At 71.9% G+C, this 9,891-nt stretch carries 12 protein-coding genes; all 12 read left to right on the top strand.

The window, feature by feature from the left end:
- Positions 1-784, top strand: a 784-nt coding sequence (locus GUI43_RS27230) for a cell division protein FtsQ/DivIB (RefSeq protein ID WP_249037859.1), incomplete at its 5' end; no start/stop codon positions are given.
- A 245-nt stretch (positions 785-1,029) separates the two neighbouring features.
- Complete coding sequence (gene ftsZ, locus GUI43_RS27225) at positions 1,030-2,145, top strand: cell division protein FtsZ (protein WP_091407710.1); 1,116 nt, start codon at positions 1,030-1,032, stop codon at positions 2,143-2,145.
- Between the two features lie 9 nt (positions 2,146-2,154).
- A complete protein-coding gene (locus tag GUI43_RS27220; protein ID WP_112700068.1) occupies positions 2,155-2,898 on the top strand; it encodes a YggS family pyridoxal phosphate-dependent enzyme in 744 nt (247 codons plus the stop codon).
- A gap of 191 nt (positions 2,899-3,089) precedes the next feature.
- On the top strand, positions 3,090-3,782 hold the full coding sequence (locus GUI43_RS27215) for a cell division protein SepF (RefSeq protein WP_112582744.1): 693 nt from the start codon (positions 3,090-3,092) through the stop codon (positions 3,780-3,782).
- 30 nt (positions 3,783-3,812) lie between these two features.
- Positions 3,813-4,118 (top strand): YggT family protein, encoded by a 306-nt coding sequence (locus GUI43_RS27210; RefSeq protein ID WP_030334503.1) that lies wholly within the window; start codon positions 3,813-3,815, stop codon positions 4,116-4,118.
- Positions 4,119-4,162: 44 nt separating this feature from the next.
- A complete protein-coding gene (locus GUI43_RS27205) occupies positions 4,163-4,972 on the top strand; it encodes a DivIVA domain-containing protein (RefSeq protein WP_036411965.1) in 810 nt (269 codons plus the stop codon).
- An 80-nt stretch (positions 4,973-5,052) separates the two neighbouring features.
- Positions 5,053-5,784: a hypothetical protein gene (locus tag GUI43_RS27200; protein WP_112603523.1), complete on the top strand. Its 732-nt coding sequence runs from the start codon at positions 5,053-5,055 to the stop codon at positions 5,782-5,784.
- Between the two features lie 10 nt (positions 5,785-5,794).
- The gene (locus tag GUI43_RS27195) at positions 5,795-6,100 is read left to right on the top strand and encodes a DUF167 domain-containing protein (protein WP_112582742.1); all 306 of its coding nucleotides are present in this window, start codon (positions 5,795-5,797) and stop codon (positions 6,098-6,100) included.
- A gap of 22 nt (positions 6,101-6,122) precedes the next feature.
- Positions 6,123-7,622: a potassium/proton antiporter gene (locus GUI43_RS27190; protein ID WP_112582741.1), complete on the top strand. Its 1,500-nt coding sequence runs from the start codon at positions 6,123-6,125 to the stop codon at positions 7,620-7,622.
- A 225-nt stretch (positions 7,623-7,847) separates the two neighbouring features.
- Positions 7,848-8,267, top strand: a complete 420-nt coding sequence (locus GUI43_RS27185; protein WP_091407724.1) for a TraR/DksA family transcriptional regulator — start codon at positions 7,848-7,850, stop codon at positions 8,265-8,267.
- A gap of 64 nt (positions 8,268-8,331) precedes the next feature.
- Positions 8,332-8,949 carry a signal peptidase II gene (gene lspA, locus GUI43_RS27180; protein WP_112603533.1) on the top strand — a complete coding sequence of 206 codons (618 nt, stop codon included), beginning with the start codon at positions 8,332-8,334 and terminating at the stop codon, positions 8,947-8,949.
- Positions 8,946-9,890, top strand: coding sequence for an RluA family pseudouridine synthase (locus GUI43_RS27175; RefSeq protein ID WP_112700067.1), 945 nt, complete (start codon positions 8,946-8,948; stop codon positions 9,888-9,890). The genes lspA and GUI43_RS27175 overlap by 4 nt, the downstream gene beginning before the upstream one ends.
- Position 9,891 lies beyond the last annotated feature (1 nt).

Genomic DNA, 9,891 nt, shown 5'->3' with positions numbered 1-9,891 from the left:
CGCCGACGGCGGCGCCCCGCGCCGCGGTCCGGCCCGGCGGTGGCAGTTGGTCCGGGCGGGCCGCGACGCGGTACCGCCCTCGACCCGCCGGTTCATGGCTCGTGCCCGGCAGCGTCGCATGCGTGCGGCGCTGCCGTGGGCGGTGGCCGCCGGGGTGCTCGCCCTGGCCGGGCTGGTCGCCTGGACGGTGCTCGGCACCGGGCTGTTCGGTGTGCGGGAGGTACGCGTGGAGGGCGCCGACCTGGTCACCCCGGTGCAGGTGCACGACGCGGTCGGGGTGCCGGACGGGGTGCCGCTGGCCCGGGTGGACCTGACCGCCGCCGCCCGTCGGGTCGGTGCGCTGCCGGCGGTGGAGCGGGCCACGGTCTCCCGGGACTGGCCCGGCGCGCTGGTGGTGCGGGTGACCGAGCGGACCGCTGTGGCGGTGGTGCCGCAGGGCGAGGCGTTCGCCCTGATCGACCGCAGCGGGGTGGCGTTCCGGACCGTGGAGCGACGCCCCGCCGACCTGCCACAGGTGACGGTGGCCCGGCCGGCCGCCGACGACCCGGGCACCCGGGCCGCGCTGGAGGTGCTCGTCGCGCTGACGCCGCAGCTGCGCGCGGAGCTGGTGGACGTGAACGTGGCGGGGCTTGCCCGGATCAGCCTGCGGTTGCGCGGCGACCGGACGGTGGTCTGGGGCGACGCGACCCGGGGTACGGACAAGGCTCGGGTGGCCACCGCGCTGCTCGACGAGGACACCGATCGGATCGACGTGAGCGCGCCGGATGTGGTGACCTTTCGTTGACCGGTGAGCGTGCGCGGACGTGACCCGTGGCGCTCCGCGCGGCGACACGCCGCCCGGGTCCTTGGCTCATCGCGTGGTGGCGCTTACGTTGCCTCGAAGAGCTTCAGTGGTTGACATAACTGTAAGCCTCTAGTAGAGGGTTAGGGTTTACCCCTGATCCTCGTTGGTGACAGCTGTCGTCGGCCGCTGGTCTGGCCACGCCGTAACCGGTCGGCCGAAGCCAATCTCGAAGGAAAGGACCGGAGATGACACCTCCGCACAACTACCTGGCGGTCATCAAGGTCGTCGGCATCGGGGGCGGCGGCGTCAACGCCGTCAACCGGATGATCGAGGTTGGGCTCAAGGGCGTCGAGTTCATCGCGATCAACACCGATGCGCAGGCGCTGCTGATGAGCGACGCCGACGTCAAGCTCGACGTCGGCCGGGAGCTGACCCGTGGCCTGGGGGCCGGGGCCAACCCGGACGTCGGGAAGAACGCCGCCGAGGACCACCGCGACGAGATCGAGGAGGTGCTCAAGGGCGCCGACATGGTCTTCGTGACCTGCGGCGAGGGCGGCGGCACCGGCACCGGCGGCGCGCCCGTGGTGGCCAACATCGCCCGCAAGCTCGGCGCGCTGACCATCGGCGTCGTGACCCGGCCGTTCTCCTTCGAGGGCAAGCGCCGCCAGGTGCAGGCCGAGACGGGGATAGACGAGCTCCGCAACCAGTGCGACACGCTGATCGTCATCCCGAACGACCGGCTGCTGGCCCTGGGCGACCGCAACATCAGCATGATGGACGCGTTCCGCACGGCCGACCAGGTGCTGCTCTCGGGTGTGCAGGGCATCACCGACCTGATCACCACCCCGGGTCTGATCAACCTGGACTTCGCCGACGTCAAGAGCGTGATGAGCGGCGCCGGCAGCGCGTTGATGGGCATCGGCAGCGCCCGCGGCGAGAACCGCGCGGTCGAGGCGGCCGAGGCGGCCATCTCCAGCCCGCTGCTGGAGCAGAGCATGGACGGCGCGCGGGGCGTGCTGCTCTCCATCGCCGGCGGCTCCGACCTGGGCCTGTTCGAGATCAATGACGCCGCCCAGCTGGTCACCGACGCGGCCCACCCGGACGCCAACATCATCTTCGGTGCGGTCATCGACGACGCGCTCGGTGACGAGGTGCGGGTGACGGTCATCGCGGCGGGCTTCGACGGCGGCACGCCCGCGTACAAGGCGGCCGAGCCGACCCGCAAGACCAACACCAACCAGCCGGCACCGCAGAGCACCCCGGCGCCGGCGCCGGCCACCAACCCGGCTCCGGCCCAGTCGCCGCGTCGCGTGCTCTTCGACGACGTGGACGTTCCCGACTTCCTCAAGAACGGGTCCTGAGCACCGCCGATGACCGACAGCTCAGCCACGGTACGACCAGATCGGCACGCCGAACTCGCTGCCGGTCTGGCCCAGGTTCGGACCCGGATCGATGACGCCTGCGCGCAGGCCGGGCGGGACCGCGCCGAGGTCACGATGATCGCGGTGACGAAGACCTACCCGGCCAGCGACGTGTTGGCGCTGGCCGGGCTCGGGGTGACCGACATGGGGGAGAACCGCGACCAGGAGGCAGCCGGCAAGGCCGCCGAGGTGACTGCCGCCGGGGTGCGTCCCCGCTGGCACTTCATCGGCCAGTTGCAGCGCAACAAGGCCCGCTCGGTGGTCCGCTACGCCGACGTGGTGCACTCCGTCGACAGTGTCCGGCTGGCCCGGGCGTTGGCCACCGCCACCGCCGACCGGCGGGAGCCGCTCGACGCTCTGGTCCAGGTGAGCATCGACGGCGACGCGGCCCGGGGCGGAGCCCTGCCCGGCTCGGCGGATCCGGCCGCCGGTCTGGAGCCGGTGGCCGAGGCGGTGGCCGACGCGCCGGGGTTGCGTCTGGTCGGTCTCATGGCGGTCGCTCCGCTGGGGTGGGAGCCGGAGCGGGCGTTCGCCCGGCTCGCGGAGGTGGCCGACGCGTTCAGGGCTGTCCATCCGGGAGCCACCGCGTTGTCCGCCGGTATGAGCGGAGATTTCGAAATCGCGATCCGTTACGGCGCGACACATGTCCGCGTCGGTAGCGCGTTGCTCGGAATGCGTCCCACGCTGCGGTAGCCTGACCGCGAGACAAGCAAATTACATCAGTGTTGTTTCAGGGGCGGGCGTCTCCTAGTCGGGGGTCGTGGCGCGCGACGCGAATCGCGCGCCGGGGGATTGCCGTTCCGGTCCGATGGGCATGGTTGTCCACTCGCGACGGGCGACATGGCACGGGGGCGCGTGCCGCACGGCGGACGGAAGGGCGCGGGATGGGTGCACTGCGCAAGGCGGGGGTCTGGCTCGGTCTGGTCGAAGAAGACGACGAGCGGGCCTACGACGACGGTGGCTACGAAAAGGGTGGCTACCGCGACTCGCGTTACCGGCAGAGCCGGTACGCCGAGGAGTTCGCCGACGACGACGAGGACGACGCCGAGGAGCCGCCGGCTCCCCGGCCGCGCGACAGCGGGCGGGGTCGACTCTCCGACCGGTCGAGCGGGCGGTTGGGCGAGTCCGAACGCGGTGACGGTGAGCGGCCGGAGCGGATCGAGCGGTCCAGCGTCCGGTCGATCACCCGCTCGTCGGCGGGCGAGACCTCCGGTGCGTTGACCTACCACACTCGGGACAACCTGGCCCTCGCGCCGCAGGTCACGTCGCGCGAGCGGGCCCTTCCCGAGGAGGAGCAGCGTTACCAGATCACCACGCTGCACCCCACCACCTACCGGGAGGCGCGCACCATCGGTGAGCACTTCCGCGACGGGGTCCCGGTGATCATCAATCTCACCGAGATGGATGAGGCCGATGCCCGCCGTCTGGTGGACTTCGCCGCCGGACTGGCGTTCGGCCTGCGCGGTACGATCGAGCGCGTGACCAATCGGGTGTTCCTGCTCTCACCGGCTAACGTCCAGGTCACCGCAGAGGACAAAGCCAAGATCGCTGAGGGCGGCTTTTTCAGTCTGAGTTGATCCCGCCCGACCCGAGGGACGTCGCTGACCGTGTTGTCGATCTTACTGCAAGTGTTGTACCTGATCCTTTATGTCTTCCTGCTCCTTCTTCTGTCCCGGTTCGTGTTGAGCGCCGTCCTGCAGTACGGCCGTCGCTGGCAACCGGGGCGTGGAGCATCGGCAGGATTGGAATCCGTGTGGAGCGTCACTGATCCCCCTCTCAACGCGTTGAGGCGTGTGATCCCTCCGCTGCGAATTGGTACCGTGAGCATCGACCTGGCCTCCCTTGTGCTCCTGGTTATCCTGTTCGTGCTGATGGAGTTCGTGTTAGGGCCGTCGATCAGGGCATCTGCCTGATGACCGACGCGCTTTCGCGGCCGCAACTGACCCGAGGAGTTTCGATGCCGCTGACCCCGGCCGACGTCCACAACGTCGCCTTCAAAAAGCCGCCGATCGGCAAACGGGGGTATGACGAGGAGGAGGTCGACGCCTTCCTGGATGAGGTCGAGCGCGAGCTCGCCCGTCTCATCGAGGAGAACAACGAGCTGCGCGCCCAGGTGGAGCGCGGCGGCCGTGGCGGTGCCCCCGCCGGCCCCGGCGGCGACGCCCGACTCGCGGCGGAGCTCAACGATGTCAAGGCCCAACTGGACCGGGTGCAGCGCGACAAGTCGGCGGCCGAGCAGGCTGCCCGCGCGATGCAGGCCGAGCTGGAGCAGGTCCGCGCGACCGGCGGCCCGGCCGGCGGCGTCACCGGTGACGGTGAGCAGCAGGCCCTGCGCGTGCTGATGATGGCCCAGCGCACCGCCGACGACCACGTGTCCGACGCTCGCCGCGAGGCCGACCAGCTGTTGTCCGAGGCTCGCAGCAAGGCCGAGGAGGTGACCCGGGAGGCGCGCGCCAAGGCTGACGCCCTTGAGCGGGACGCCCGCCAGCGGCACCAGGAGGCCATGGGCGGCCTGGACGCCAAGCGCACGGCGCTGCAGAAGCACATCGAGGAGCTCAAGCAGTTCGAGCGCGAGTACCGCACCCGGCTCAAGGCGTACCTGGAGAGCCAGCTGCGTGACCTCGACGGTCGTGGCCAGGGCCTCGAGGCCGAGATGACCCGCTCCGAAGCTGGCCGGGTCGCCGGCGGCAACGGGCTGGCCGCAGCGGGTCTCGCTGGTTCGTACGGCGGCGGCGGGCGCTCCGGCGCCCTCGAAGCCGGACGCTGAGCACCGGCCGGCGATCGCTGTCCGCCAATGGTGACGGTCGCCGGCCCAGCCTGGACGGTTCGACGCGGCGGGGGTGAGCCGTGATAGTCGCAAGTCTTCTGCTCATCCTCGTCGCGGTGGTGCTACTGGTGCTCGGCCTGGCCGGTGGCTCCAGCTTCTTGTTGGTCATCTCCATCGCGGCCAGTCTGCTGGCCGCCGTGGCGTTGGTGGTGGGCGCCCGCCAGGCAGCCGCCAACCGCGCCATGGCGGATCCCGGCCGGACCGACCGGCAGCACCCCGACGCGCCCCGCACGGCCAGCCAGGCCACACCGGGTGTCGCGTACGGGCCGCCGCTGGTCGAGCCGGAGGTTCCGGTCCAGCATGTGCCTTCGACGTTTGGTACCGGCGGCACCGGGTGGCGGCAACCACCCGAGCCGCCGGTCGATGAGGCGTCGCCGGTCGACGCGCCGCACGTCGATGACGCGTCGCCGTTGGTGAGTGCGGCGGACGGGGCACCCGCGCGGGCCCGGCCGGTCAGCCCGGCGTCGCCGATCGCGGCGTCGGCCGACGACGTGTTCGACCCGGCGGTCGCGGCGGTCGACGAGCCGGCCGCCCAGCAGATCACGGCCGCCGAGGCGGCCCGGGTGGCCCGACTGCTCGACGCCGTCGAGGTCGTCGACGGCCGCCCCCGTTACCACCTGGACGGCTGCCCCCACCTGATCGGCTGGCAGCCCGAGACGTTGCCGGTCGCCGAGGCCGTGGAACTCGGCTTCACCCCGTGCGCGCACTGCGCGCCGGCGACCGCTCTCCTCGCCGACGCCCGGCCGATCTGAAGCGGCCCCGGTGCCCGCGCAGGACACGCTCACCGTGGCGGTACGGGTGAAGCCCGGCGCCTCCCGGGACCGGGTGGGTGGCCGCTTCGACGGCCCGCACGGGCCCGCCCTCGTGATCGCGGTCCACGACCCGGCCGTCGACGGTCGGGCCACCGAGGCCGCCCGCCGGGCGTTGGCCGGCGCGTTGGGCGTCCGACCGGCCGCCGTGTCACTTCGTGCCGGCGCGGCCAGCCGGGACAAGCTCTTCCTCGTCGATCGACCCGGCCCGGAGTTGCCCGAGGTGCTGCGCCGCCTGCGCGACGGATCCGCCGAGTGAGGACAGCCCAGGCAAGGCAGCCGTGACGCCCGGGTTGGATATCGCGCTGCTGCTCGGTGCGGCAGTGCTGCTGGTCGCTGTCGGCGCGGTGCGACTGTCCACCCGGCTCGGCGTGCCCAGCCTCCTGGTCTACCTGGCGTTGGGCGTGGCGATCGGCGAGGGCGGGCTGGGCATCCGTTTCGACGACGTCGAGCTGACCCGGACCCTCGGCTTCTGCGCGCTGATCGTGATCATCGCGGAGGGCGGCCTCACCGCCCGGTGGACCACGCTGCGTCCGGTGCTCGGGCTGGCCTCCGCGCTCTCCACGGTCGGCGTGATCGTCAGCATCGTGGTGGTCGGCGTCGCCGTGCACCTGCTGCTGGGGTTGGACTGGCGGTTGGCGCTGCTCTACGGCGCGGTGCTCTCGTCCACCGACGCGGCGGCCGTCTTCGCCACCCTGCGCCGACTGCGGTTGCCGCCCCGGCTGGTGGCGACCCTGGAGGCCGAGTCGGGGATGAACGACGCCCCGGTGGTGCTGCTGGTGGTGCTGCTGTCCCACGAGGGCTTCTCGCACCCGTGGTGGTACGAGGCCGCGCTGGTCTGCTACGAGCTGGGCGTCGGCGCGGCGGTGGGCGTGGCCGCGGGCGTCGCCGGCACCTGGGCGCTGCGCCGGGCGGCGCTGCCCTCGGCCGGGCTCTACCCGATCGCCGCGGTGGGCATCACAGTGCTGGCGTACGCCGCGGGGGCGGTTCTGCACGCCTCGGGCTTCCTCGCCGTCTATGTGGCAGGGGTGCTGCTGGGCAACGCCCGCCTGTCGCACCGGCAGGCGATTCTCGGTTTCGCGGACGGGCTGGCCTGGCTCGCCCAGATCGGGTTGTTCGTGCTGCTCGGGTTGCTGGCCTCGCCGGGCCGGCTGGACGCGGCGGTGCTGCCCGCGGTGGTCGCCGGGCTGGCTCTGGTGCTCCTGGCCCGACCGTTGTCGGTGGCCGTCTCGGCGTTGCCGTTCCGGGTCGGCCTTCGAGAACAGGCGTTTCTGTCCTGGGCCGGGCTGCGCGGCGCGGTGCCGATCGTGCTGGCCACCATTCCGCTCTCCGAGCGGGTGCCCGGCGCGGAGCGGCTCTTCGACGTGGTCTTCGTGCTGGTGGTGATCTTCACGCTGGTGCAGACCGGGACGCTGGGGTCGTTCGCCCGCCGGTTGCGGGTGACCGCGCCGGCCGAGGCCGCCGAGATCCACGTGGAGACCGCGCCGCTGGAGCGAATGCGGGCGGACCTGCTCCAGGTGGAGGTGCCACCGGGCTCACGGCTGGCCGGCGTGCACGTCGACGAGTTGCGCCTTCCGCTGGGCGCGTCGGTGACCCTGGTGCTGCGCGACGGCGTGGGCTTCGTGCCCGCACCGGACACCCGGTTGAAGACCGGCGACAGTCTGCTGATCGTGGCGACCGCCGGGGTGCGGGACGCGGCGGAACGGCGGTTGCGGGCGGTCAGTCGGCGGGGTCGTCTGGCCCGATGGTTTGGTGAGTACGGGGATGAGGTGCCCAATTGATCTGCTAGCGTTCCCTTTGCCCCAGTTAGGCAGGGCTAGGGGCTGTTAAACGGTGCGACGGTGCGGCACGTTGTCGGACGCCTGTACGTTCCGTATTCTTGCCAACCTCCGGAGTGCGCGGCCATCGTCGCCGTGCGCCCCTTTTCGTACATAGGGGACGCCCTGGTCGGCGCCCCCTGTCCAGGCGCCGCGGACCGCGCGGTTCCCCGGCCGAGGGAGCGACCCATGGCGAAGCCATCCGACACCAGGACCGCCGGGCGCAAGCCGGTGGCGAAGGCCACCCGCAGCACGGCGGAGACCGAGAAGATCCGGGCCGCGCTGGCGGCGCGTCGGGACGAGCTTCGTGCCGAGTACGATCAGACGCTGAGTGAGATCACCGAGCTGCAGCGCGATCGGCTGACCGACTCGGCCGGGGACGACCAGGCCGACACGGGCACCAAGACGCTCGAGCGGGAGCAGGAGATCTCTCTCGCCAACAGCATTCTGGAACGGATCACGCAGGTGGAGCGCGCTCTGGAGCGCCTCGACGAGGGTGGTTACGGCTGGTGCGAGCGGTGCGGCAACCCGATCCCGGTCGAGCGCCTCGCCGCCTTCCCGTCGGCCACCCTGTGTGTGACGTGCAAGCAGCTGGAGGAGCGGCGCTGAGGTCCGTTCCCCGGCGGCGATGAGACGGTGAGTGATCACCGCCAAGACTGTCGATGGGGAGCGCATGACCGCAGTACCGTCCGCCGAACCCGGCCGCACCGATCCGGGCGGCGGCACGCGCCGGCCCCGGGCCGTCGCGATTCTCGCCGGAGTCGCCCTGGTGGCCCTGCTGGCCGACCTGGTCACCAAGCACCTCGCGCTGGCCGCGCTGACCGACCGGGAGCCGGTCCGGCTGCTCGGCGGGTTCGTCTACCTGAGCCTGACCCGCAACAGCGGCGCGGCCTGGAGCATCGGCTCGGACCACACCTGGGTCTTCCCACTGATCACCATCGGTGTGGTCGGCTGGATCGTCTGGATGGCACTGCGGCTGCGCTCGTTGCCCTGGGCGATCTCGCTCGGCCTGGTGCTCGGCGGCGCGTTGGGCAACCTCGTCGACCGGATCTTCCGGGCGCCGTCCCCGTTCCACGGGCACGTGGTGGACATGATCAGCCTCTTCGATCCGTACGGTCAGGTCTGGCCGGTGTTCAACCTGGCCGACAGTTCGCTGGTCTGCGGCGTGCTGCTGGCGGTCCTGTTGGAGCTGACCGGCCGTCAGCGTGACGGCCGGCGGGCGGGGCGCGACGGCGACCCGGCCACGACGGACGCCGCCGCATCGGGCGCCGAGCAGCGGGAGCGGGCATGACCTCCGCGTTCGCCGCTGGCGGCGACCACCGTTCCCTTCCGGTTCCGGACGGCCTCGACGGCATGCGCCTGGACCAGGCCGTGTCCCGCCTGTTCGGGCTCTCCCGCACCGCCGCCGCGGCCCTGGTCGACGCCGGGGACGCGCTGGTCGACGGCTCCACCCGGCCCAACTCGCACAAGGTCAAGGCCGGCTCCTGGCTGGACGTCACGCTGCCCGCCCCGGTCGCACCGCCGACTGTGGTGCCGCAGGCGGTGCCCGGCCTGCGGGTCGTCTACGCCGACGACGACATCGTCGTGGTCGACAAGCCGGTCGGGGTGGCCGCGCACCCGAGCCCCGGGTGGACCGGGCCGACGGTGATCGGCGCGCTCGCCGCGATCGGGCACCGCATCTCCACCAGTGGCGCCGCCGAGCGCCAGGGCGTGGTGCACCGGCTCGACGTGGGCACCACCGGGATCATGGTGGTGGCCAAGAGCGAGCAGGCGTACACGGCGTTGAAGCGGGCCTTCAAGTACCGCGAGGTCGACAAGGGCTACCACGCGGTGGTGCAGGGCCACCTGGACCCGCTGCGCGGCACCGTTGACGCGCCGATCGACAGGCACCCCACCCACGACTACCGCTGGGCGGTGGTCTCCGGCGGCAAGCCGAGCATCACCCACTACGACACCCTGGAGGCGTTCCCGGCGGCGAGCCTGGTCGACGTCCGGTTGGAGACCGGCCGGACGCACCAGATCCGGGTGCACTTCTCCACCATGCGGCACCCCTGTGTGGGTGACCTCACCTACGGCGCCGATCCCACCCTCTCGGCCCGTCTCGGCCTGGCCCGACAGTGGCTGCACGCCCGCGAACTGAGCTTTCTGCACCCCCGAACGGGGGACGAGGTCCGGTTCGTCAGCGACTACCCTGACGACCTGGACCGTGCGCTTCAGATCCTGCGTGACTGAG

It is taken from the genome of Micromonospora noduli (genome assembly GCF_003264365.1).
Classification (GTDB): Bacteria; Actinomycetota; Actinomycetes; order Mycobacteriales; family Micromonosporaceae; genus Micromonospora; species Micromonospora noduli.
This window is presented reverse-complemented; position numbering and strand designations above follow the sequence as displayed.